We start from the raw sequence: 23,478 nt of genomic DNA on the forward strand, positions 1-23,478 counted from the left end.
GTTCCTTACACATCATCGATTATCAAAATCTTGTTCAGTTTTCAAAGATCTAATCTTTTTTGCCATCGCCTTAACGACAACTATTTAATAATATCATTTATATTTCTTAATGTCAATAAGTTTTTTTACTTTTTTAACATTTAAATATTTAAGTGATATGCACATTTAACAGCGCAAGTAATAATATACCGTGTATTTGAAAAAATGTCAACAAAAAAAGGAAATTAATTGAAATTAATTTCCTCTTTTATTTATTCATCTTCTTCAGGCCTCATAGTTGGGAATAATAAAACATCACGAATGGATTGTGCATCTGTTAGTAGCATAACTAAACGATCAATTCCAATTCCTAAACCACCTGTTGGAGGCATACCATATTCTAGTGACTCAACAAAGTCATTATCTATTGGTTGAGCCTCATCATTACCTTGTGCTTTTTCGGCAGCTTGAGCTTCAAACCTAGCTTTTTGATCAATTGGATCGTTCAACTCAGTAAATGCATTAGCATATTCCATACCCAACACATATAATTCGAAACGATCAGTAAATCTTGGGTCATCAGCATTTTTCTTAGCTAATGGTGAAATTTCTAAAGGATGTCCATAAATAAATGTTGGGTTCTGAATCTTAGGTTGTACAAGATCTTCAAAGAATGCATTTATAATGTGGCCAACTTTCCAGTATTCTTCATATTTAACATGGTGTTCATCAGCCAAACTTCTGGCTTCTTCTAAACTCATTTCTTTCCAAAAATCTACACCAGTATATTGCTTGATAGCATCTACCATGTGAAGACGTTCGAATGGTTTGTTGAAGTCAATTTCATTGCCTTGATAAGTAATCTTACCATCATCAGAAACAACTTTAGCAGCAGCTTTAAAGATGCCCTCAGTTTCGTCCATAACATCATGGAAATCAAAGTATGCAATATATGATTCTAATTCAGTAAATTCAGGGTTATGGTCTGTGTCCATTCCTTCATTTCTAAAAACTCGACCAATTTCATAAACTCTTTCCATTCCACCTACGATTAATCGTTTTAAGTGAAGTTCAAGTGCAATTCTTAAATATAAATCGATATCTAAAGCGTTATGGTGAGTAATAAACGGACGTGCACTAGCACCACCAGCTTGGTTATGCAATACTGGTGTTTCTACTTCAGTACAATCCATTTCATTATCTAAAAAGTTTCTAATAGCTGAAATAATTTTGCTACGTTTTTGGAAACGGTCAAAACTATCACGATTAGAAATTAAATCTAAATAACGTTGACGATATTTTTGTTCTTTATTTTGTAAACCATGAAATTTATCTGGTAAAGGACGTAAAGCTTTAGAAAGGAATGTAACAGAACTTACCTTAACTGTTAATTCTCCCATATCAGTTTTAATAACTTGGCCTTCAATACCTAAATGGTCACCTAAATCTGAACGTTTGAAAATATGATATTTTTCTTCACCAATAACATCTTTTCTAACGTAAATTTGCATACGTCCAGAACGATCTTGAATATCGGCAAATCCAACTTTACCTTTTCCACGTTTAGCAACCATTCGACCAGCAATTTTAACGTGTTTATCTAATTCTTCTAATTTTTCTTTAGTTAAATCGTTATAACTATCATGTAGTTGTTGTGCTAAATTAGTACGTTCAAAACGATGACCAAAAGGATCAATTCCCTCTTCACGTAATTCGTCCATCTTTTGACGGCGGACACGGAGTTGATCATTCATTTGCTTTTCTTGTGCCACACTAAAACCTCCATAAGTTATTAAATTGTTATATTAATAATCATACCATAAAAATTACTAACAACATAAAATAGAATTTTAACTAATTATTTCTATCCATACGTTTTTGATTTTTTTCTAAAAACTTATCAAAAATATCTATCATTGCTTGTTCAGTATCTGCGCTATTCAAGGCTGCTCTAGTTCTAGCCGAGTGAGATATTCCTTTAAGATAATATGCAGCTTGTCCACGAAATTCTCTTGGGCCAACATTTTCACCTTTAACACCAACTAAACGATGCAAATGCTCTTTAGCAGTAGCTATCTTAGATTCTACACTAGGTTCTGGCAACATTTCACCTGTTTCTAAATAATGCTTAGTTTGTGTAAGCATCCATGGATTCCCTTCAACTGCCCTACCAATCATAACTGCATCCGCTCCAACATCTTCTAGCATTGTCTTGGCATCTTGTGGCGTAACAACATCCCCATTCCCCATAAAAGGAATTGTTAAGTTACTTGCTACTTCTTTTAAAACATTCCAATCAGAATGACCTTGGTACATTTGTTTTCTAGTACGACCGTGCATAGCAATTGCCGAAGCTCCAGCTTTTTCTGCAGCTAAAGCATTCTTTACAGCATAAATGTGATCACTGTCCCAACCAATGCGCATTTTAACTGTAACTGGTTTTTTAACAGCATCGGTCACATATGAAACCATTTCATAGACTTTATCTGGATCTAATAACCATTTAGCTCCAGCATCGGTTTTAACAACCTTATTTACCGGACATCCCATATTGATATCAATAATGTCAGCCGATGTTTTTTGGTCAACGAACTTAGCAGCTTCAACCAAAGTTTCTTTAGTACCACCAAAAATCTGAATACTCATCGGATGTTCTTTAGGGTCAACGAACATCATATCCAAAGTCTTTTTATTCTTGTACATAATTCCGCGATCTGAAATCATTTCACAAACCACTAAACCTGCACCAAACTCTTTACATATAATTCTAAAGGCCGGATTAGTGACACCAGCCATAGGTGCTACTACCAAACGGTTAGGGATTGTAACGTCTCCTATTTTCCATTCCATAATATTTTACCTCACTATTTTATTTTTCTTAATCTTTTGCAACTTTTCGTTTAGAGTCAGCGATGACTTTCATTGCTTTCAAATCATCTTCGCTATAATCATAAACATTTTGACAGAAATTACATACTACTTTGGCACCATGATCTTCTTTAATCATTGCATCAATTTCTTTAGCACCTATTCCAATAATTTTATTAGCAAATTTTTGTTTACTACAATCACATTTGAATTGAACCGGCATGTTATCCAATATTTTTAAATTGTCTTCGCCAAAGATAAGTTTTAAAACATCTTCAGGTTTTTGGTTAGATAAAATTAGTTCAGAAATCATTGGTAATGATTTTAAACGTTTTTCAAGCTTAGCAATAGCATCATCTGAAGCACCAGGCATAACTTGAATTAAATATCCACCAGCAGCTCCAATATTATTATCATCATTTACGTATACTGACACCCCAACTGCTGAAGGAATTTGTTCAGACTGTGCTAAGTAATAAGTGTAATCATCACCTATTTCACCGGATACCAATTGAACTTCACTAGTATAAGGTTCATTGCCACCTAAGCTCTTCATAACCTGCATGAAACCATTTTTGCCAACCGCTCCACCAACATCTAGTTTATGATGCTTATTTAATGGTATATCGACATTTGGATTGTGCATATATCCTTTAACATTACCGTTAGCATCAGCATCAACAACTATCATTCCAGTGGGACCATTACCATTAATCTTGATAGTCATAGTTTCTTTACCTTTTAAAACTGATGAAGCTAACAGCACACCACCAACAAGGCTTCTGCCTAATGCGGCTGAAGCAGTTGGCCATGTCTTATGTCTTTTTTGAGCTTCTTGAACTGTATCTGTAGCAGTAATTGCATACGCCCTAAACATTCCATCATTAGTTACACTTTTAGTTAAATAATCACTCATAATTATCCTTCTTTCGTTTATAGTCGTAAAAAAACGTGAGTGAAAGATTCGCCCACGTTTTTTCTTTAGTCCTTATCGGATTTATTATTTTCATCTTGAACGTCAGAACTAGAATTTTCTTGAGCTTTGTAATTTATGTCTTTAGCTTCTGAATCTTCACGTTCTTTTAATTGTTCTTTAGATTCTTCAAATGTTGCAGCATGTTCACTTGGAAATTCAGATTTATCATCATCTTCTGGCATTTTACCATCGTGATACAAGCTCAATATTTGCTTTTCATCTAAAGTTTCATACTTAAGCAATGCCTTAGCGATTAGTTCATGTTGCTTACGGTGAGATTCAATAATTTCACGTGCATTTTCATGAGCTTCGTTAATAATACGACGAACTTCTTCATCAATTTCAGAAGCAGTACGTTCCGAGTATTTTCTTCCAGAATATGGATCTTGAGAAGGACTTTCTAATTGAACAGTTCCAATTTTTTCACTCATTCCATATTGAGTAACCATTGCTCTAGCTAAATTAGTAGCTTGTTCAAAATCGTTAGATGCCCCTGAAGATTCTGAATTGAATATAATTTCTTCAGCAGTTCTACCACCCATCAAACCAGCAATTTGTTCCATAGCATTTTTCTTAGACATTAATTGTTGGTCTTCGCGAGGTAGCATGATTGCGTAACCTCCAGCACGTCCACGCGGAACTATTGTAACTTTATGAACTACTCGAGCATCATTCAATACTAGTCCAACAATGGTATGACCAGCTTCATGATAAGCAACTGTTTTTTGTTCTTGTGAATTAACAACTCGACTCTTTTTAGCTGGGCCCGCAATTACACGATCTTCAGCTTCATCAAGTTCATCTGGCCCAATTTCAGATTTGTCTCTACGTGCAGCTAACAATGCAGCTTCATTTAATAAGTTAGCTAAATCAGCACCAACAAATCCAGGAGTTTGTTTAGCAATTTCCTTTAAATCAACATTATCAGCTAATGGTTTAGACTTAGCATGTACTTTTAGGATTGCTTCTCTTCCACGTACATCCGGACGTCCCACTAAAACTTTACGGTCAAAACGACCTGGTCTAGTTAAAGCTGGATCCAAAACATCAGCACGGTTAGTAGCCGCAATAACAATTACGCCTTCGTTGCCACTAAATCCATCCATGTCAACTAATAATTGGTTTAGGGTTTGTTCACGTTCATCGTGACCACCGCCCATTCCAGCACCACGTTTTCTACCTACTGCATCAATTTCATCAATAAAAATAATTGCAGGGGCAGATTTTTTAGCTTGTTCGAATAAATCTCTAACTCGACTAGCACCAACACCGACAAACATTTCAACGAAATCAGATCCGGAAATTGAGTAAAATGGTACTCCTGCTTCACCAGAAACCGCTTTAGCTAGAAGTGTTTTACCAGTACCAGGAGGTCCCTCAAGTAAAACACCATGTGGAATTTTAGCACCTAATTTGGAAAACTTCTTAGGGTTTTTCAAGAATTCAACAACTTCTACTAATTCTTGCTTTTCTTCTTCTTCTCCTGCAACATCTGAAAATCTTACATTATTGTCTTTACTAGTTGTTGGTTTGGCCTTGCTCTTGGAGAACTTCATAATTCCACCTTGACCACCTTGACCGCCAGCTTGACTCATCATGTAAAAGAAGAATACAAAAATAAGTACTAAGGGAAGAACTGATACTAAAAGATTTACCCAAAAACCGTTAGTTTCAGCTGCTTTAGCTCCCATTTTTATGTTATTTTTTCTGGAATAATTGGTAATTTCAGAAATAGTACTATTGTTTTTCAAAACAGTAGTAGTAAACGAAGAAACTTTGGTAGTACTTCTAGAATTACCTAAGGAAAAGCCATAATTCTTACTTGATTCAGCGTTTTGTTCAGTTCTGTATTGTCCAGAAACCTCATATACGCCACCCGAAGGTTGAACAGAAAAGTTTTTAACTTTGTTATTCTTTAAATCATTAACGAATTGGCTTGATTGAATTGCTTGACTTTGACCAGAACTATTTCTACCACCAATGGCAAAAAAGACTCCCATCAAAATTAGCAAACAAACAATATAGAAAAGACTATTCCTGAATATTCCTTTCCCTTTATTATTCATTAACTGCCTCCTCTAAAAAGTGCTGACATTGCAAAAATCAGCACGTAATTTATTATCATCATTATATCACGATAAAAGTGATACGTTATATTATGATATACAATATCATAACAAAAACAAAGAAATTGAATTAATTTTTATTGGTCTGAATAAATTTTTGGCTTTAATACACCAACATAAGGAAGATTACGATATTTACCGTCATAGTCCAAACCATAACCAACAACAAATTCATTAGGAACTTCAAAACCAACATAATCAGCTTTTACTTCCACAACTCTACCTTCTGGTTTGTCCATTAAGGTACATACTTTGATAGAATTAGCACCTCGGTCGGCTAATAATTCTTTTAGGTACTTTAATGTACGTCCTGTATCAATAATATCTTCCATAAAAATAACATCTTTACCATTAACGTCAACATCAATGTCTTTAATTAATTTTACGGAACCAGAAGATTCAGTGCCACCATTGTAACTAGAAACGTCAATAAAATCTAATTTAGTATAAATATCCATTTCACGAACAATGTCAGTCATAAAGAAAATAGCACCTTTTAAAACTCCGATAACAATAGGTGTTTTCCCCTTGTAATCTTCAGAAATTTGCTGACCAAGCTTTTGACAAGCTTGTTTTATATCCTCTTCGCTATAAAGTGTCTTAAGAATATCGTTATTCATGTTCTTCCCCTTTCAAATTTATCCCTTTAACTACTAGAGTATAACGTTTATCAGAATAATTTAAAATAGTTGATTCACTATATCCAATTATTGATAAAACTTTTCCATCACTAGTTAGCAATGTTTGTGCACGCTTTCGAAAAATACTAAGTATTTTTTTGTTAATGAAAATTCGCTTAGCAGATTGATGGCCTCCACTTTTTAAAGTAATTTTATCATTTTTATTAGTTTGTCGCACTACTAAAGGCAATTGTTTATCGCTCAAATAAAAAGTGGATTGTCTATCAATAGAACCAACATTTTCAAATTTAAATTTATCATCGAAAATTCCAAATGAAAAACCGTTTACAGATTTATACCACTTATTAATTAAAAGTTTAAACGGTTTAGATACTTCATCAATATTTTTATCGCTAATACACTCAATTCTAAACACATTATAATTTTTAACTAAGTAAGTATTATTAATTAAATTAATCTTAGCCTGTGGTTTTCGAGAATTATGCAATAAATTTAAAATTTCAGACACAATTTTAGGTTTTAAACCATTAATTTTTTTAACTGAAAAAATTAGGTAAGCAATCAACGATTTTTGTACATAATTTGGATATAATAAAAATTTTGAAATAGTTATATTGCCCTCATCATCCGAAATAATATTTAAATTTTGTCTAAGTAAAAATTCATTAGTATTTTTCAAGTCAGATAATTCACTAGTAAACTGTCCGATATGTTCTACCGCGTTTTTATTTTCTTGTTGCATAAGTGGTAATATAACATTTCTAAAACGATTTCTTTGGACATCCAAATCCTTGTTAGTAGCATCCTCAAACCAAGTAATTTGGTTATCTATAGCAAATTGCTTAATTGATGGTTTATCAAAATTTAAAAGTGGACGAACTAAGTGGCCTTGATAAAAATTTCTTTCAACATCAATTCCAGACAAGCTAGCTATATAATTTCCTCGTATCAACTTCATCAAAACCGTTTCAGCTTGATCATTAGCATGGTGGGCAGTCATCAACACTTTAGAATTATATTTTTTCATAACATTTCTAAAAAATTCATATCTAAACTTTCTACCAGCTGCTTCAATTCCAGCTTTAGGATGTTGCTGCTTATCCCAAATTGATAATTCAAAGGTTAAATTATGTTTTGCACAATAATTTTTAATAAAAAGTTGTTCCTCTTCACTTTGCTCTCTTAACTTATGGTTTACATGTGCAACAATTATTTGGGGTTTGCAACTACTGGGCAATTTAGTTAATAAGTTCAAAAGTACCATTGAATCAACACCTGTAGAAACTGCCACTACAACTGGCTCACCCAATTTCCAATATCTATTTGTTTTAATTTGATTGATAAAATCGTTTAAAATTTGACTGCTTTTATTCAATTCAAAACCCTCTTCAAAAAATTGTTAAAATAAAAATGATTAAGGAAATTCCCTAATCATTTTTGGTTTTAACTACGACGGCCACCACGACCACCACGTTTACCTTCGGTGTTCTTTTTAATAGTAGCTAATCTGTTTTCACTTTCTTTTAGAAAGCTATTCATTAAATCATCGAAGTCTTTTTTCTTATGTTCGCCACCGTTATTATGACGATATTCTCCCTTAGAATGGTTGTTAAAATGACTGCTGCGATGGTGACCTTCACTATTACCCTTGTTAAATTCTTTCTTTTCAGAAGGAGCTTTTGCTTTTCTAATTGAAAGAGCAATCTTTCCATCATCACCAACTGAAATAACTTTAACAGTCACTTCATCACCAACTTTTAAAACATCGTGAATATCTTTGATAAATCCATCTGAAATTTCACTAATGTGAACTAGTCCAGTCTTATGATCACCTAAATCAACAAATGCACCAAAATTAGTAATTCCAGAAACCTTACCGGAAACTTTTGTTCCCACTTCAATAGCCATAAATAAAGAATATCCTCCTATAAAAATAAGTAATTTTAGTATATCACTTAATAATTAATTATTGTATATAAATAATTAATTTTGTGTAACATCCTTAGAAACATCTCCAGGCAAGCTATATACTGTTTCACCTTTTTTGGTGTAGTAATATCGCTCACGAATAAGTTGCTCCAAGTAATCATTATTATACAACTGTTTTACTTTCAAACGTAAGTTGCTTCTTTCAGCTTTTTGCTGATTTAATAATTGTGTTTGCTTTTTTTCTTGATTAATTAATTTCTGAGTTTGCATTTTAGTGTGAATAATTTGCACTATAAACAAAGTAAAAACAATTAGAAAGAATGAAATTATGATAATTGCGCGTTTTTTACGAGCTTTCATTAAACCGGCGCTGCGAATTTTTTTATTTCTAGTATAAGCATTATTTAAATGGCTAATTTTATTAGAACTCATTTTTCATTCCTCCATTGAAATCTTACATCTGTGAATAGTCATGTTCATAACTTTCATCTAAAACGCTATACATACGAGAAGCATCTGCTTTTTTGGTTGTTTCTAAAACTTCGTGTACCTGAATGGTTAAAGTCTTATTACCAAATTTGATAACAATTTTATCTTCTGGGTGAACATCAGTGGAAGACTTTGCAATTCTTTCATTAACTAAGATTCTACCCTTGTCGGATATCTCTTTAGCAATCGTACGTCTTTTAATAATTCTAGCTGTTTTTAAAAATTTATCTAGTCTCAAATTAACACCTCATTTATTCTTTAAATATTTACCTATAAATGGCATCGTGGCACATTCTTCACTGGTCAAAAGTTTCAACTTTATCGTAGTTATAAAATATAATAACACTCCTAGAGGTACTAATACTGCTAAAATCGACGTTGAAATTAAGCGATGTGAATTAATATTAACAAATAAGTTAATTAATTTTAAACTACAAATTTCAAAGATATACATAATCATTAAATTCAAGATTAGCTTAAAAGTATAACCTAAACCAAATACACTAGCATGAAGTTTTCTAGCAGACATACACCAGCTAACCAAAAATGCTAAAATCAATGCAATTAAAGTTGAAATACTGCCACCAATCAAACCAAATTCTACTACCATTAATTTGGTCATAATTATTTTGGCAAAAATTCCAAAAGTAATAGAAAACATTATTAATTTAAAATTACCAAAGCTTTGTAAAACACTACTATAAACTATAATTAAAGTCGCAAAAATAATGCTTAGACAATAAGTTCCAATGACAAAGCTACCTTGGGTATTACCAAATAAAACTGTATTTATTAATGGCATTAAACTAAACATGCCTACTGCAACGGCTGACGTTAATACCATGCTAATGTGCAGCACGCTAGTTAAAATTTTCTGAAAATTTCTAGGATTATCCTTATTTAAAACTAACGTTGGTAATAAAGCCGAAGCAAATGCCATCCCTATAACTAGTCCTAATTGCACCATGGGCTGAGCACGGTCATAAATCCCCTTAGCCATTTGCGAATCTATTGTAGACATTCCAAAGCCAATCAGATTTTTGCGTAGCGTAAATGAATCTACTAACTGCATTAACACCATAATTGAAGATGCTAAACAGATTGCTCCACCCTCTAGAATCATTATTTTAATTAATTTGGCATATGGAATAACCTTCTTTTTAGTTAACGATATAAATTGTTCTCTGCGATAAAAATAAAATAACGTTGCAATTGCAAACAATGCTGCAATTATAACTGACAACATAGCATATTGGTTCATAGTATATGGATCAAAAATACCTTTAGTATATAAGTATGCGACCAATAAAATAATTGTAACCCTAATGACCTGTTCAATAATTTGTGAATATGCAGTTGGATGCATTTCCATTTTTCCTTGAAAGTAACCTCTTCCAGTAGATAAAAATGGCATCGCTAAAAACATCCAACTAATGGATTTTATACCTGAACCTAGTCGCACATCCCCCATTGCAATCGCTATTGCGTTTGCAAAAGCATTTAAAACAATAAATACTATTATGCCTAAAATCGCTAATATTTTGAAAATTTGGATATTTAAAGCAACTTTATCGTTATCATCCTGCTGCCTAGCAATTAATCTAGAAATCAAAATGGGCAATCCACTAAGGGTTAAAGCTGTACCAATGCCATAAATTGGATATACCTGTTGATAAACATAAAAGCCAATATTGCCGACCATATTTTGAAATGGTACCCGATAAAAGGCACTTAATATTTTTGAAATAAAGGAAGCAATGGTTAATAGCATTGCTCCCTTCATTAAAACGTTCATTTGATTATTTTTCATTATTAGTTTTACCAATTTCCTGTTCAAATAAAGTTATCAACTCAACCAACCCATTGAGCCAATCTTTTAAGCTACTGTTGGGTTGGATAATAAGTTTAACTTGTATTTTATTATTATGGTCACTAATTGTCGACCTAAAATTGGTCTGTGAAATAAATTTTAATAATGTTTTATTATTTAAAGCATCGGTACCAGCTTTTGAAAAATTAATAATAATGTTATTACCTTGATGCTTTATTTGTTCAATTAGCGCAACATCAGCTAACATTTTTAATTTCCCAATTGATAATAAATTACTTACTGCTGTTGGATATTCACCAAATCGATCAATTAAGTCATCTTGAACTTCCATATATTGATCATTATTTTCCATTTGACGAATACGCTTATATAACTCAATTTTTTGTTGAGCATCACTAATATAATCTGATGGTAAGTAAGCTTCAATACCAAGCTCAATGGTTGAATTAACTTTATAAGGTAATTTTTTACCACGTTTCTTAGCTACTTCATCTGACAACATCTGTGTATATAAATCATATCCTACTGAATCTACAAAACCAGATTGTTGCTTACCTAATAGATTACCAGCTCCACGCAATGACAGATCACGCATCGCAATTTTAAACCCTGAACCTAGTTCTGTAAAATCACGAATAGCTTCCAATCTATTTTCAGACACTTCAGTTAAAACTTTATTGGGTTTGTACATAAAGTAAGCATAAGCTAAACGATTAGAACGACCAATTCGACCACGAATTTGATACAGCTGTGATAATCCCATATGGTCAGCATTTTCGACAAATAATGTGTTGGCATTCGGAATATCAACCCCGGTTTCAATAATGGTAGTAGTTACCAAAACATCATATTCACCATTAATAAAATCGTATAAAATCGTTTCTAGTTGATTTTCAGTCATTTGACCATGGATATAAGAAATTCTTGCATCAGGCAACAAAGCTTGTAAATGACTAACCGTTTCTTCAATGTCATTCACTCGATTATGCATATAGAAAACTTGCCCACCTCGTTGCAACTCACGTGTGATGCCTTCTCGAATTGCTCCAGCGTTTTCTTCCATTACGTAAGTTTGAATTGGATAACGATTAGCTGGCGGGGTTTCTATAACTGAAAGGTCACGTACTCCCATCATTGACATGTTTAAAGTTCTTGGAATTGGTGTTGCGGTTAGTGTTAAAACATCGACATTATCTTTTAACTGTTTGATTTTTTCTTTATGCTTAACTCCAAAACGTTGCTCTTCATCAACCATTAATAATCCTAAGTCATTAAATTTGATGTCTTTAGATAAGAGTCGATGCGTTCCTACAACGATATCAATGCTACCATCTTCAAGGCTCTTTTTAGTTTCATTGACTTGCTTACGACTTCTAAACCTAGATAAGACAGATATATTAACCGGAAATGATTCAAAACGATTTAACATCGTTTCATAATGTTGATGCGCTAAAACCGTTGTTGGTACCAAAAAGGCTACTTGTTTACCTGCTTCAACCGCTTTAAAAGCTGCTCTTAGAGCTACTTCAGTTTTTCCGTATCCAACATCCCCAACCAATAATCTGTCCATAGGATGTGGTTGCTCCATATCATGCTTAATTTCTTCAGCACTTCTTAATTGATCAGGAGTCTCTTGATATGGGAATTCGTCTTCAAACTTTTGCTGATATTCATCATCTTTAGGAAAGGCAAAACCCTTTTCAGCAGACCTTTTTGCATATAACGCAATCAAGTCATCTGCAATATCTTCAATTTTACTTTGAACTTTGTTTTTAGTTTTTTGCCATTCTGAACCGCCAAGTTTATTTACACGTGGATGTCGGTCTTCTGAAGATACATATTTTTGAATTAAGTTCAATTGCGTTACTGGAATGAATAATTGTGCATTATCACGATAATCAATCGTCATATAATCTTGGTGCTTACCATCAACTTCCATGGTTTGCATTCCCTTATATTGTCCAATTCCATGGTTAACGTGTACAACATAATCGCCCTGTTTTAAATCCGAATAGCTTTTTATGCGTTCCGCATTTGAAAAGGTTTGTCGACGTGGTTTTCGCTTGTTAACTTTAGCAAACATTTCAGACTCAGTAATTATAGCCAGTTGGGCGGCTTTAATTTCAAAACCGTTGTTCAAACTTTCAGGAATTATCTGAACTGTATGTTCTAAGATTTTGTCAGCGCTAGTCTGGACTGCTTTAATTTCAAAATCTTCTAATGTTTTATTAACCTTATCAATTCTAGCAACATCCTTGACCATTATAACTACTGTGTCTTTTTGCTTTTTCCAACGGTCAATTTCAGTTTTTAACATTGGCATTTGCCCAAAGAACTTTTGCATGGGTCTAACTTTCAAATCAACAATTTGAGCTAGTTTCATGCGTCCTAAGCCTTTTTGAAACATTGATAATAACATTTCTGTTTGCTTTATACGCTTAAATAGTTTTAAAAAATCCCATCCTAGGTTCAAATTAGGTAAAACTTCAGCATTTTCAATTTTCATTTTCAACCAATTCTGTTCATCAGCTACTAGCTGACGATTAGAATCTAGTAAACGACTATAGTCATCAAAAACAACTAATCCACCATCTGCTAAGTATTGAAAAATAGAAGCTGATTTGGAAAATAAATATTTAGAGAATAATAATGCTTGCGAACTAACAATGCCTTTTTTCAAGTCACTAATTATTGGCTGAATATTATTGTTTAATTGATGGGATAAATTATCATCTTGCATATCATCTAACTGATTTAACAACTCAGTTTCAATATTTTTAGCAGCCCGTTTTTTCTCAATATCTTTAAATATAAAATCACTAGCTGGAATCACTGAAAATGAATCCAAATTATCAACACTTCGCTGGTTGGAAGCATCAAAAAAGCGTAGTGAGTCAATTTCAGTATCGAAAAAATCAATTCTGATTGGATATTCACTATTGAGTGGATAGATATCAACAATAGAACCTCTAATTGAAAATTCACCGGGTGCGGAAACCATTTTTTGTGGAATATATCCCAAGTCAAATAATTCGCCACGTAGTTTAGTGATGTCGTAATCACTACCAACTTTCAGATGAAGACAAGCATTCTTAAAATCTTCTGCAGCGGGTAAGTAACGCCTCGTTCCTGATATAGAAGTAACTATGATTGCCGGCCTATTACTTTGTAAAGCCATCAAAGCCTCTACTCGTTGCAATTTAAACTGAGGCGAACTAGTAGCAATTTCAGCGGCTAATAATTCTTCAACTGGAAATTCAAAAACTTCATTTTCCGGTAATAAGTTTCTTAAATCTTCCGACAAGCCATTAGCATGTGCCAAAGTGTCAGTAACTACTACCATTTGTTTTTTAGTATCCTGCATTAAATTAGCTAAAAACATGGTCTTAGCAGAACCGGATAATCCAGTAACTAATTGTCGCTGTTCAGGTTTTAGTTCGCTTTTTATTTTTTTATAATCTGCTAATTCTGTGAAAAATTGACCCAGTTTCAAATTAAAAGCTCCCTTTCACCAAAAACTTAGTTATAAGTATTTTCTAACTTATTAAAGTCAACCGCATCTACCCAATCTAATAAAGCCTTGTTAGCTTGAACTTTAGCTTCATCGAAATGTGGCTTTTGTTCGGTTGTAAATTTACCTAATACATAATCAACCACACTTTGTTGCTTAGGATGGTCAGTTCCAACTTTAATGCGGTAAAATTTATCAGTTTGTAAATGTGCAATTAAACTTTTAATGCCGTTATGCCCACCTGCTGATCCATGACTTCTAAGACGAATTTTACCAACTGGCAAGTCCATATCGTCATAAACAACAATTAAATCTTCAATATCTAATTTATAAAAATCCATCAAAGGTCTAACAGCTCGACCGGATTCATTCATGAAGGTAGTTGGTTCAACTAAAATAACTTTTTCACCATTAATCATCCCAGAACCTACCTTAGCATTCATCTTAATAGTTGATAAAGTTATATTATTTTCCTCTGCAAAATCATCTACAACTGAAAAACCAGTATTGTGTCTGGTTCCATCATATTGTGGTCCAATATTTCCTAATCCCACAATCATTTTCATAATAAAACAATCTCCTTTGCATTTAAGTAATTAACTGTAATTATAGCATAATCAAAATTAGCTACTAACTAAGCTAATTAAAGCTGGACATGGTATAAAAACTAAAGTTTAATTCAACGATTTAAATACAAATCCTTTAGAATTTATAATTTCATGATATAATTTTTATTGGAACTTTAAATTTGATTTTGAAGGGATGGTTTATTGTGGCTTTAAAACATCAAAAAGTCGTTTTAGTTGGTGACGGTGCCGTTGGTTCATCATACGCATTCGCTATGATGCAACAAGGAATCGGTGAAGAATTCGTCATCGTTGATATTATCAAAGATCGTACTGAAGGGGACGCATTGGATCTTGAAGATGCTCAAGTATTCACTGCTCCTAAGAACATCTACTCAGGTGATTACAGTGATTGTAAGGATGCTGACTTAGTAGTTATTACTGCTGGTGCACCTCAAAAGCCTGGTGAAAGTCGTTTAGACTTAGTAGGTAAAAACTTAAAGATTTTATCTTCAATTGTTAAACCAGTTGTTGATTCAGGCTTCCAAGGTATCTTCCTTGTAGCTGCTAACCCAGTTGACATCTTAACTTATGGTGTACAAAAACTTTCAGGTTGGCCAAAAGAAAAAGTTGTTGGTTCAGGTACTTCATTGGACACAACTCGTTTCCAAGTTGCTGTTGGTAAAAAGTTAGGTGTTAACCCTGCTGATGTAAATGCATACATTATGGGTGAACATGGTGACTCAGAATTTGCTGCCATTGACGAAGCTACTGTTGGTTCACGTCCATTATTAGACGTTGCTAAAGAAGCTGGTCTAAGCAAAGATGACTTACTAAAACTAGAAGACGAAACTAGAAACAAGGCATACACTATCATCAACAAGAAAGGTGCTACTTTCTACGGTGTTGCTACTGCATTAATGAGAATTTCTCGTGCTATTTTACGCGATGAAAACTCAGTATTACCAGTTGGTGCACCTATGAATGGTGAATATGGCTTGAACGACATCTACATTGGTACTCCAGCTGTAGTTAACGCTTCAGGTATTGCTAAGGTTATGGAAGTTCCATTAAGTGAAGATGAAAAAGCTAAAATGGCTGCTTCAGCTAAGACATTAAAAGAAACTGCCGAAAAAGGTATGGATTCTTTAAAATAATAGATAATAGTTAATTTAATAACTGTTAACTAACAAAATAACCGAGCTATCTGATTAGGTAGCTCGGTTATTTTTATTTAAAAATACAGGTGAAAAAAATGTTACATAATCGAAATTTTAATTACTTATGCATAGTAATAAGCTTTATAGCCATGCTAATTTTAACCGCGGCTTCCCCTATTTTTAAAATTAATAGTGCTTGGGATGCTAATATGATGTTTACAGTGGGTAAAAGTATTTGGCACGGAATGTTGCCATATAAAGATTTATTCGATCAAAGAGGTCCGCTTATTTATTTCATGCACAGTATTGCTGCGTTAATTTCATATAAATCTTTCTTGGGAATTTATATTTTTGAATCCATTGCACTATCTATTGATTTAATTTATATTCATAAAATTATACGAAGCTTTTTCAAAAATAATTTCGCAAAATGGACCACTTTTTTAATAATTCCCATTATGTTTAATTCTTACTTTTTTGAAAATGGTGATTTACCAGAAGAATTTATCACTCCCATGATTATAATCATGATATATCAAAGTTTAAAATACGATATAGATACCATGCCTAATCACCTATACATTTTACAAGCAATGTTTGTAGGAATTGCTTTTTGGACCAAATATACTTTAATTGCACCCTGGATTGGCTTTTTTGGATATATATTTATGTATTTTTTAATTCATAAAAAATATAAGAAAATAATCAAAATAATATATAACTTTTTAGTTGGATTCTTAATAATTACTACCCCTATAATATTATTTTATTGGTTCAATAAAGCCCTGCATAGTTTGTTTTATGTTTATTTTTATTTGAATTTAAATTACTACCATAAAAACTCTTTTACTCCAATCAATGTTATTAAGAACACGATACTCTTTCCATTTGGAGGTAAAGAAAATGCGATAATGGCTATTTTATTTGTGATTGGCATTTCTTATGTAATAATCAATCACAAAAAAATCAATAATTTATGTTTAATATTATTAACCTTAGCTACTGACTTAATTGTTATTATGGGGGCCAGTAACAACTATCGATATTATTTAGTTGGTCTAGGTGCATATTTGATTTTCTTTATTTTAGCTTTAGCACATTTTTCAACAACATTGTCATTTAAATTAACTAAATTTAAAATAATAATGTTTATATTAACATGCCTTGTTTTAACGACTATAACCAATAACTCACTAAATTTGGCAATTAAACAATTTCAAGGTAAAAATACTTTTCAATTAAAATATGCAAAAATTATCAATCAAAGTTCTGATAAATCACTATTAAATTATGGTAATTTAGATGTCGGAATTTATACAGCAGCTGGTATCATTCCAAAAGACAAATATTTTTCACAAATTAATATGACAGCTTACAAAGTAGTCCATAACAGCCAATTAAAATATTTAAAACACAAAAAAGATAACTTTGTTGAAATAACTGAATCAGTAGATGATAAAAATAATTTTAATGTAGAAGCAAGTCCTTATCTAATAAAGAATTACCAATTAGTCGCACAAACAACTTCTAGCTTTGAAAATAGTAATTTCAAAAATAAATTATATAAATTAAAATATTAGAATTATTTTTATGATAGAATGTGTTTATGAGAAAATTTCTAATTTAAGGAGTAATGTCTATGTTAATGAAATCGTTGGTCAAACCTAAAAGTCGATTAACTACCCTAAATGAAAATGCAACTTTAGAGGAAGCTTTAAAAGTTCTAGAAGATTCAGATTTTAGATGTGTTCCAGTCTTAGATACAACCGGAAACATTTTTAGAGGTAATATTTATAAAATGCATATTTACCGCCACAAATCACGCGGTGGTGATATGCAACTACCAGTAACTACTTTATTAAAAAATGCTACTAAATTTGTAAATATTAATTCAGCCTTTTTCTATGTCTTTTTCTCCATTAAAGACTTACCATATATTACAGTCTTAGATAATAATAATAATTTCTATGGGATTCTCACTCATACAAGATTATTAGATATGTTATCACAATCCTGGAATGTTAATATAGGAAGTTATGTGGTTACAGTATTATCACATGGTGATCGTGGAGATTTAGAAGGTATGTCTAAGATTATTAGTAAATATACTTCAATTGCAAGTGTCATTAGCTTAGATGCTCAAGAAGGCGAACTAGTTCACCGTGTAATGTTTACATTACCAAATTCAGTCGATAAAGAATTATTAAGTCGTATTACCGCGGCACTAGAAAGAAAATCATTTAGAGTGGCTGAAATTGAAGATTTACATGACGAATATTAATTAAAGAAAAGAGAGCTCGCTAATGCGAACCCTCTTTTTATGTATAAGATTATTTTCTTCTACCTAAACCGACGCTCAAACTGAGCGAATTATCAATTAATTTCATTGTTTTCTCGTCTAAATTAGCAACTTTATCATGCAATCTTTGTTTATCAATGGTTCTAATTTGCTCTAATAAAACAACTGAATTTTTTTCAATTTTAGTCTTTTTAGAACTAATTCCAACGTGTGTAGGCATCTTAGGCTTTGATATCCTAGCTGTAATTGCTGCAACAATAACAGTAGGACTATAATGATTTCCAATATTATTTTGGATAATCAAAACCGGACGCATTCCACCTTGTTCCGAACCTACTACAGGTGACAAATCTGCATAAAAAATATCGCCACGTTTTATTTCTACTTTAGACATCGTGACATCCCCTGTCTAGTTTAATTCATTTTTTCGATATTTATCTAATTTTATTTCAGCATCATCTTCACAATCATTAAATTCAGAAACTATTTCTTTGTTCAAAGAAGCCATTTCTAAGTAACCTGTTATCATAGACTGTATAATTTCATCATCAGTAAAATATGACTTCTTAATAAGAACTTTAACATTACTATCAAAGCTGAAAGATAAATCATTAACAAAATTATCTAATTCTTTAGAAATATTTTCATTAAATACTACTGAGAAACTATTTTTGTTATTGAATGTCATATTTTAAGTACTCCTAAACAAAATATTATTAACTAATGTAAATGAGCTATACATAAAATCGTGGCAAACGATTACTCAAATTACAGGATACTTCATAATGGATAGTATCACAATACTGGGCAATATCAAATAGCGTAATGGTTTCATTATTACTACTACCTATTATAACAACTTTAGTGCCTGTGTTCACTTGGTAAGGCAATTTAACCATAAACTGATCCATACATACTCTTCCAACAATTTTACACTTAATACCATCTATTAAAACATAAAATCCTTGCATCTTACGACTAAATCCGTCAGCATAACCAATCGGCACCGTCCCTATCCACTCATCGCTTTTAGTCGTATAAGTAGCTCCATATCCAATTGAATATCCTTTGGAAACCAATTTACAATGAACTATCTCAGATGTCAATGACAAAGCTGGATTTAATGGGTATGGCAAATCTATATCATTACCAGATGGATTCAATCCATATATTGCCACTCCAAAGCGAATCATATTTCCGTTACATTCACTATGCCATAGGCTAGTTGCTGAATTAGAAACATGGACGTATTTAGGATTGAAGTTAGTTAGTAAAAAAGATTTCATTTCGTTAAATCTATTTAATTGCTTATCAAAATAACTGCTATCCTTGGAATCAGCTGTCGAAAAATGAGTAAAAATACCTTCAACGTTAAGATCAGAATGCTGTTTTATATATGAAACAACAGTTTCTAATTCTGACACACTTTGAAAACCAATTCTACCCATTCCAGTATCTAAAGCTAAATGTAACTGCAATGAACCCTTAATACACTCAGCTTTCATCAATTTTTCGGCTTCTTGTAACCACTTTAGAGAAGATACTGCAACGGAAATGTTGTTTTCAACAATTATCTTAACATCTTCAACACGACTAATACCTAGCACTAAAATTGGTTCACTGATGCCAGCTTCACGAAGCTCTAGGGCTTCATCCAAAATAGCTACGCAAAATCCGTCAGCACCCGCTTTTTTGGCTACGTTAGCAACTTCTATTGCGCCATGTCCGTAAGCATTGGCCTTAACTACCGCAAATAGGCTAGTATCAGCATTTAATTTATCTTTTTCAGTTTTAATATTTTTAAATATAGCATTTTTATTAATGACAATTTGAGCATTTCGATGCAATCCAACAGCCATAATATTACCTCACAATTATACGTAATAACATCTATTGTAATTCTATGAAACAAAAAAAGCTATTAATTTATTAATAAATTAATAGCTTTTTAATTAGTCTTTATGCTTAATTGTAAAAGACTTGTTAGGGCGTTTTGAATTATTATTCTTGTTGTTTCTATGACTATTATTGTGGCTATCACCATTGTTCTTAGAACGACGATCATTATGACGTCTGTTGCCACCGCCATTACCATAGCGTTTATGGAAACCGCCTCCACCGCGACGTTTGTTTCTACCAAACTTATTGTGACCACCCTTGCGGTTTGGTAAAGGACGTTCAGGAGTTATGTGAACCTTAACTTGATTTCTAGTCATTTTACTTAAAAGTAATGCCACTAAATCTTTAGCATCATATTCTTCTAATAATTCATCAGCAGTCTTAGAAAATTTATCTACTGATAATTTTTTAAGTAGTGAGCTGATTTCTTTACTTGCTACAGAAAGTTGTCCACTAAGAGCTTCATCAGCCGAAGGTGGCTTAAGTGGCATCATTCTCACTTTAGTAAGTTTTTCAACATCTCTTAGATAGCTAATTTCATTAGGTTCAACAAAAGTCATTGAAACACCATGGTTTCCGGCTCTACCAGTACGACCAATACGGTGAACATAACTTTCAGAATCTTGAGGAATATCATAGTTGTATACGTGAGTAACTCCGGATACATCGATACCTCTAGCTGCGACATCAGTTGCAACTAAAACATCAATTTTTTCATTTTTAAATTCACGTAAAATTTGAGAACGACGATTTTGAGTTAAATCACCATGTAAGCCTGCAGCAGAATAACCTCTTAAAAGAAGTCCCTTAGCTACTTCGTCTACACGACGTTTAGTACGACAAAATACAATCGTTACCTTTGGTGCTTGAATATCAAAGAAACGAGTCATTACATCAAATTTTTCGAATTGTTTTACTTTAATGTAGTATTGATCAATTAAGTCAGTTGTAACTGCCTTAGCTTTGATAGTAATTTGTTGTGGGTCTTTCATGAACTGTACACCAACACGTTTAATTGGTTGAGGCATAGTAGCTGAGAATAACAATGTTTGTCTTTCTTCAGGTACTTGTTTGATGATACTTTCAATATCATCCAAGAATCCCATATCTAACATGTCGTCAGCTTCATCTAAAACTAATGTTTTAACATGACCTAATTTTAAAGTACGACGGTTAATATGATCTAACAGTCTACCAGGAGTACCAACAACTACTCTTGGATGTCTTTTTAACGTGCTAATTTGTCTTCTAATGTCAGAACCACCGTATACGGCAGCAACATCGATACCCTTAAACTTACCAAACTTCTTGATTTCACCTTGAGTTTGAATGGCTAATTCACGAGTTGGTGAGATAATTAATGCTTGTACGTTAGGGTTGTCTAAATCGATGTTTTCAATGATTGGCAAACCAAAAGCTGCAGTCTTACCTGTACCAGTTTGGGCTTGTCCAATAACATCTTTACCCTTTAGGGTTAATGGAATGGTTTCCGCTTGGATTGGAGTAGCTTCCTTAAATCCCTTTTCTTCAATTGCTTTTAATAAATCTTCAGATAATCCTAATTCTCTAAACTTCAAATATGTTTCCTCCTAAACGAAACATTTCTGAACAATACCATAACTAGCCTGAAAAAAATCCGTTTTCCAATAAAGCACTAGTTATTTGATTGAACAAAATCTATAATTGTAAAACACGTAACTAAAACATATTAAACCTTTTACTACAAATAAGCAAATAAACTATTTTTTATTCGTTAAATGGTTCAATACTTTTTCCAAATGAATTCCATGACTAGCTTTCAATAAAAGTTCATCATCTTTAGAAACATTTGCATCTAAATCATCATTTAAATCTTTTAACTGATTTTTATCATAATAAATTACCATACCATCTGGATACATTGGCTTTAGTCTATCATAAAGTAATTTAATATCATTACCTATCAAGTAAACTTTATGAATTGATTTAACGTCAAAACTATCAGCTAAGGATTCATGCAATTCTTTAGATTTACTTCCTAATTCTAACATATCACCTAAAACAACGATTTTATTTTTATTGGAATCATTTTCGGTAAATGCTTTTAAAACTTGCCTAACTGCGGTTGGGTTGGAGTTATAAACGTCACTAAGGATTTTTTCCCCTTTATTTCCTTCAACCCATTCTGCTCGGTTTTCGGTAACTTGTAATTTATCTAAAGCTTGTTGCAAATTATTAGTTTGAATATGATACAAATCACCTACGACTAGAGCTGCTAAGGCGTTGTTAACATTATAACTGCCTAACATGTTAATGTTAAACTGTGTATCTTCCCATTTGTTAGCCTGAAACTTAATAGATTGGTCAGAGTTGTCGATAGATTCAACATAGTAATCATTATCATGACCGTTACCAAAGGTGAATTTTCTAAAGTTCAAATTGCTAGCACGTTCGCTTAATAAGGGTTCGTCACCATTATAGATAAAAGTTCCGTCAGCTTTTAAACCATGTGTAATCTCCATTTTAGCATCAGCAATTTTATCACGAGTACCAAAAAATTCAATATGAGCTTCACCTATCATCGTAATAACTGCAACATCCGGCTGAACTAAACGACTTAAGTAATCTAGTTGACCTGGACGATCCATACCTATTTCAATTACTAACATTTCAGTGTTTGGTTCCATCGATAACACCGTAATTGGAACTCCAATTTCATTATTAAAATTGGCATGTGTCTTAGTAACATTAAATTGAGTTGATAAAATTGAAGCTATCATATCCTTAGTAGTAGTTTTACCATTACTTCCAGTTACTGCGATAACTCTAGGATTAATCTTAGTCAAGTAATATTTAGCCAACTCTTGCAAAGCATCTAGAGTATCATCAACTTGTAAAACTGGAAAGTCTAATGGTAAATGCTCATGATTGTTTTGCCATAAGGTTGCAACAGCACCATTTTTAATGGCGTCATTAATATAATCATGACCGTCATTATTATCCACCAATGGAACAAATAATGCTCCCGGCTTTAAATTACGACTATCAAACGCAACACTCGTAACTTCAATTTCTTGATATTTACTAACATCGCTTTTTGAGTCCACCGCTCGATTAATTTCAGCAAGTGACATTTTCATAACAAATAGAACTCCTAATTTTAAATATTTTATACAGTCAAATTATTAAATAATTATATCATGAAAAACGTAGTATTTTAAATCT

The 23,478-nt window shown here is 32.5% G+C and carries 20 protein-coding genes; 3 read left to right on the plus strand and 17 right to left on the minus strand.

Annotated elements, in window-relative coordinates:
- Positions 1 to 251: 251 nt before the first annotated feature.
- The 12 genes from lysS to pth all read right to left on the minus strand — a co-directional run bounded on the left by lysS (position 252) and on the right by pth (position 14,916).
- The gene (lysS, locus tag FD06_RS01725; protein ID WP_156403071.1) at positions 252 to 1,733 is read right to left on the minus strand and encodes a lysine--tRNA ligase; all 1,482 of its coding nucleotides are present in this window, start codon (positions 1,731 to 1,733) and stop codon (positions 252 to 254) included.
- A gap of 100 nt (positions 1,734 to 1,833) precedes the next feature.
- Complete coding sequence (dusB, locus tag FD06_RS01730) at positions 1,834 to 2,829, minus strand: tRNA dihydrouridine synthase DusB (RefSeq protein WP_054658694.1); 996 nt, start codon at positions 2,827 to 2,829, stop codon at positions 1,834 to 1,836.
- 28 nt (positions 2,830 to 2,857) lie between these two features.
- On the minus strand, positions 2,858 to 3,763 hold the full coding sequence (hslO, locus tag FD06_RS01735) for an Hsp33 family molecular chaperone HslO (protein WP_054658692.1): 906 nt from the start codon (positions 3,761 to 3,763) through the stop codon (positions 2,858 to 2,860).
- Positions 3,764 to 3,828: 65 nt separating this feature from the next.
- Positions 3,829 to 5,889: an ATP-dependent zinc metalloprotease FtsH gene (ftsH, locus tag FD06_RS01740; RefSeq protein ID WP_056965724.1), complete on the minus strand. Its 2,061-nt coding sequence runs from the start codon at positions 5,887 to 5,889 to the stop codon at positions 3,829 to 3,831.
- 137 nt (positions 5,890 to 6,026) lie between these two features.
- Positions 6,027 to 6,569, minus strand: coding sequence for a hypoxanthine phosphoribosyltransferase (hpt, locus tag FD06_RS01745; RefSeq protein ID WP_054658690.1), 543 nt, complete (start codon positions 6,567 to 6,569; stop codon positions 6,027 to 6,029).
- Complete coding sequence (tilS, locus tag FD06_RS01750) at positions 6,562 to 7,965, minus strand: tRNA lysidine(34) synthetase TilS (protein WP_056965725.1); 1,404 nt, start codon at positions 7,963 to 7,965, stop codon at positions 6,562 to 6,564. The genes hpt and tilS overlap by 8 nt, the downstream gene beginning before the upstream one ends.
- A 68-nt stretch (positions 7,966 to 8,033) precedes the next feature.
- The gene (locus FD06_RS01755) at positions 8,034 to 8,498 is read right to left on the minus strand and encodes a S1 domain-containing RNA-binding protein (protein WP_056965726.1); all 465 of its coding nucleotides are present in this window, start codon (positions 8,496 to 8,498) and stop codon (positions 8,034 to 8,036) included.
- A 75-nt stretch (positions 8,499 to 8,573) separates the two neighbouring features.
- Complete coding sequence (locus FD06_RS01760; protein ID WP_056965727.1) at positions 8,574 to 8,951, minus strand: FtsB family cell division protein; 378 nt, start codon at positions 8,949 to 8,951, stop codon at positions 8,574 to 8,576.
- 22 nt (positions 8,952 to 8,973) lie between these two features.
- Entirely contained in the window at positions 8,974 to 9,246 is a 273-nt protein-coding gene (locus FD06_RS01765) for an RNA-binding S4 domain-containing protein (RefSeq protein WP_056965728.1), read from the minus strand.
- Positions 9,247 to 9,255: 9 nt separating this feature from the next.
- A complete protein-coding gene (locus FD06_RS01770) occupies positions 9,256 to 10,818 on the minus strand; it encodes a putative polysaccharide biosynthesis protein (protein WP_054658682.1) in 1,563 nt (520 codons plus the stop codon).
- Complete coding sequence (gene mfd / locus FD06_RS01775; RefSeq protein ID WP_056965729.1) at positions 10,808 to 14,332, minus strand: transcription-repair coupling factor; 3,525 nt, start codon at positions 14,330 to 14,332, stop codon at positions 10,808 to 10,810. Before mfd ends, FD06_RS01770 begins: the two co-directional genes overlap by 11 nt.
- 26 nt (positions 14,333 to 14,358) lie before the next feature.
- Entirely contained in the window at positions 14,359 to 14,916 is a 558-nt protein-coding gene (gene pth, locus FD06_RS01780) for an aminoacyl-tRNA hydrolase (RefSeq protein WP_056965730.1), read from the minus strand.
- Between the two features lie 206 nt (positions 14,917 to 15,122).
- Here pth and FD06_RS01785 point away from each other — a divergent pair, with 206 nt between their 5' ends.
- From FD06_RS01785 to cbpA, 3 genes are all read left to right on the plus strand, one after another.
- Complete coding sequence (locus FD06_RS01785) at positions 15,123 to 16,073, plus strand: L-lactate dehydrogenase (protein ID WP_054658698.1); 951 nt, start codon at positions 15,123 to 15,125, stop codon at positions 16,071 to 16,073.
- Between the two features lie 152 nt (positions 16,074 to 16,225).
- Entirely contained in the window at positions 16,226 to 17,656 is a 1,431-nt protein-coding gene (locus FD06_RS01790) for a glycosyltransferase family 39 protein (protein ID WP_237757219.1), read from the plus strand.
- Between the two features lie 59 nt (positions 17,657 to 17,715).
- Positions 17,716 to 18,357 (plus strand): cyclic di-AMP binding protein CbpA, encoded by a 642-nt coding sequence (cbpA, locus tag FD06_RS01795; RefSeq protein ID WP_056965732.1) that lies wholly within the window; start codon positions 17,716 to 17,718, stop codon positions 18,355 to 18,357.
- Between the two features lie 49 nt (positions 18,358 to 18,406).
- Here cbpA and FD06_RS01800 read toward each other — a convergent pair whose 3' ends face one another.
- From FD06_RS01800 to FD06_RS01820, 5 genes are all read right to left on the minus strand, one after another.
- Positions 18,407 to 18,769: a type II toxin-antitoxin system PemK/MazF family toxin gene (locus tag FD06_RS01800; protein ID WP_056965733.1), complete on the minus strand. Its 363-nt coding sequence runs from the start codon at positions 18,767 to 18,769 to the stop codon at positions 18,407 to 18,409.
- Positions 18,770 to 18,784: 15 nt separating this feature from the next.
- The gene (locus FD06_RS01805) at positions 18,785 to 19,063 is read right to left on the minus strand and encodes a hypothetical protein (RefSeq protein WP_054658428.1); all 279 of its coding nucleotides are present in this window, start codon (positions 19,061 to 19,063) and stop codon (positions 18,785 to 18,787) included.
- 46 nt (positions 19,064 to 19,109) lie between these two features.
- Positions 19,110 to 20,234, minus strand: coding sequence for an alanine racemase (gene alr / locus FD06_RS01810; protein ID WP_056965734.1), 1,125 nt, complete (start codon positions 20,232 to 20,234; stop codon positions 19,110 to 19,112).
- Positions 20,235 to 20,327: 93 nt separating this feature from the next.
- A complete protein-coding gene (gene cshA, locus FD06_RS01815; RefSeq protein WP_056965735.1) occupies positions 20,328 to 21,851 on the minus strand; it encodes a degradosome RNA helicase CshA in 1,524 nt (507 codons plus the stop codon).
- 162 nt (positions 21,852 to 22,013) lie between these two features.
- Entirely contained in the window at positions 22,014 to 23,393 is a 1,380-nt protein-coding gene (locus tag FD06_RS01820; protein ID WP_054658430.1) for a UDP-N-acetylmuramoyl-tripeptide--D-alanyl-D-alanine ligase, read from the minus strand.
- Between the last annotated feature and the right edge of the window lie 85 nt (positions 23,394 to 23,478).

Origin of the sequence: Apilactobacillus ozensis DSM 23829 = JCM 17196, from assembly GCF_001435995.1 — a bacterium.
GTDB classification, from domain to species: Bacteria; Bacillota; Bacilli; order Lactobacillales; family Lactobacillaceae; genus Apilactobacillus; species Apilactobacillus ozensis.

Bases quoted from the DNA above. Each gene is read 5' to 3' on its own strand.
- FD06_RS01820 (WP_054658430.1), bottom strand. From the start codon at position 23,393: ATGAAAATGTCACTTGCTGAAATTAATCGAGCGGTGGACTCAAAAAGC.
- FD06_RS01760 (WP_056965727.1), bottom strand. From the start codon at position 8,951: ATGAGTTCTAATAAAATTAGCCATTTAAATAATGCTTATACTAGAAAT.
- FD06_RS01755 (WP_056965726.1), bottom strand. From the start codon at position 8,498: ATGGCTATTGAAGTGGGAACAAAAGTTTCCGGTAAGGTTTCTGGAATT.
- ftsH (WP_056965724.1), bottom strand. From the start codon at position 5,889: ATGAATAATAAAGGGAAAGGAATATTCAGGAATAGTCTTTTCTATATT.
- FD06_RS01805 (WP_054658428.1), bottom strand. From the start codon at position 19,063: ATGACATTCAATAACAAAAATAGTTTCTCAGTAGTATTTAATGAAAAT.
- FD06_RS01790 (WP_237757219.1), top strand. From the start codon at position 16,226: ATGCTAATTTTAACCGCGGCTTCCCCTATTTTTAAAATTAATAGTGCT.
- hslO (WP_054658692.1), bottom strand. From the start codon at position 3,763: ATGAGTGATTATTTAACTAAAAGTGTAACTAATGATGGAATGTTTAGG.
- pth (WP_056965730.1), bottom strand. From the start codon at position 14,916: ATGAAAATGATTGTGGGATTAGGAAATATTGGACCACAATATGATGGA.
- FD06_RS01770 (WP_054658682.1), bottom strand. From the start codon at position 10,818: ATGAAAAATAATCAAATGAACGTTTTAATGAAGGGAGCAATGCTATTA.
- dusB (WP_054658694.1), bottom strand. From the start codon at position 2,829: ATGGAATGGAAAATAGGAGACGTTACAATCCCTAACCGTTTGGTAGTA.
- alr (WP_056965734.1), bottom strand. From the start codon at position 20,234: ATGGCTGTTGGATTGCATCGAAATGCTCAAATTGTCATTAATAAAAAT.
- cbpA (WP_056965732.1), top strand. From the start codon at position 17,716: ATGTTAATGAAATCGTTGGTCAAACCTAAAAGTCGATTAACTACCCTA.
- FD06_RS01800 (WP_056965733.1), bottom strand. From the start codon at position 18,769: ATGTCTAAAGTAGAAATAAAACGTGGCGATATTTTTTATGCAGATTTG.
- lysS (WP_156403071.1), bottom strand. From the start codon at position 1,733: ATGAATGATCAACTCCGTGTCCGCCGTCAAAAGATGGACGAATTACGT.
- hpt (WP_054658690.1), bottom strand. From the start codon at position 6,569: ATGAATAACGATATTCTTAAGACACTTTATAGCGAAGAGGATATAAAA.